This window comes from Deltaproteobacteria bacterium (genome assembly GCA_016875225.1).
In the GTDB taxonomy this organism is placed as follows: domain Bacteria; phylum Myxococcota_A; class UBA9160; order SZUA-336; family SZUA-336; genus VGRW01.
Window position 1 is genome coordinate 1 of sequence record VGRW01000182.1, and the last position, 1548, is coordinate 1548.

A 1548-nucleotide genomic window follows, 5' to 3' on the forward strand; every position below is an offset into this window, starting at 1 on the left:
AAAAGAGCCTGATCTCGGCGCGCGTCCGCGCGGAGCTGCCCGAATCGATCGCGACCGAGCCGGTGGGCGAGCTGGTGCTGAAGGGCTTCGCCGATCCGCTGCTCGTCTACCGCGTGCTCTCGAAGCAGCCGACCTAGAGGCCGAAGACCTCGACAGACGCGAGAGTCGCGTCTCCGCCGAGCGCGTAGAGCTCGACGACGCCGCTCGTCGGATCGGGAAAGATCAGATCGCTGATCACGGTGCGGCCGCCGTCGGCGAAGACCTCGACCGAGCAGGTATCGACGAAGATCTGCAGGCGGACCCGGCCCTGCTCGAGCTCGAGCGGCGCGCGGTGTACCGCTGCGAACGAATTCGCGAACGAGACGGCTCCGGAGCGGCGGCGATCGACGAAGAGCTCCGCGCACCGCGCGTCGACGCCGATCGCGGTGCCCTCTCCTGCTCCCTTGCGCACCTGGAGTCCGAACTCGGTCGCCCGGCCGAGCGCGATCTCCACGTCGATCTCGAACGCCGCGCCCGGTGGCGTGCGCGAGAGCGCCGCGTTGATCTCGGCCAGGCTGGCGCCTGCGAAGCGGTGCAGCGGGCGCCGCAGCGTGCGCAGCTCGGCCGCCGGAGCTTGAGCCAGGCGGACGCCACCGGGGGAGCGCACCAGGCGCAGCTCGCGCGGAATCGAGAACATTCCGCGCCAGGGCGAGGTGGGCGTGGAGTTCGCGTATCCCCAGTGACTCATCCAGGCCAGCCAGAGTCTGCGTCCGTCGGGCGCGTCGCTCCACGACTGCGCAGCGTAGAAATCCGCGCCGTGGTCGATTCGCAGCACGCGATCGAGTGATCCGTCCGGACGAAAGCGCTCGCCGTCGAACTCGCCGACGAAGTACTGCGCGCCGATCCCCCGCTGCACGTCGACCTTCAGCAACCAGCGCAAGGTTTCGGGCTCGCCGTCGACGGGAAGCGGAAACAGGTCGGGACACTCCCACGCGCCATCCGTCGCGCCCGCCGGGCCGAACTCACTCGTCCGGGTCCAGGACGATAGATCCGGCGAGGTGTCGAACCGGACTCTCTGCTCGTCGGCCAAGACCGTGACCATGACCCAGCGCCGCGTCGGCTCGAACCAGAACACCTTGGGGTCGCGGTGCTGGCTCGATCCGATCGCGAGCACCGGATTGCTCGCATGCCGCGTCCAGGTCCGGCCGCGGTCCGTGCTCCAGGCCAGGTTCTGCGTCTGCTCGCGTGCCGTGTGACCAGTGTAGATCGCGACCAGCGGCGGCCGGCCCGCGTGGCCGAGGCCGCTCGTGTTCGCGCGGTCCACCACGGCGCTGCCCGAGAAGACCATCTCGCCCGCGTGCTCCGCGAGCGCCAGCGGAAGATGCTCCCAGCGCAGCAGGTCGCGGCTCACCGCGTGCCCCCAGCTCATGTGACCCCAGGTGTCGCCGAACGGGTTGTGCTGGTAGAAGAGATGGTACTCGCCGTCGCAGAACACCAGACCGTTGGGGTCGTTCATGAAGTTCTGCTTCGGCGTGAAGTGGTACACCGGGCGCATTCGATCGAGCTCTC

The 1548-nt window shown here is 69.1% G+C and carries 1 protein-coding gene; it reads right to left on the minus strand.

The genetic code is table 11. The annotated features are described in order from the left end of the window. Positions 1 to 133: 133 nt before the first annotated feature. A partial coding sequence (locus FJ108_18600) for a glycoside hydrolase family 32 protein (GenBank protein ID MBM4337904.1) occupies positions 134 to 1548 on the minus strand: 1415 nt, incomplete at its 5' end.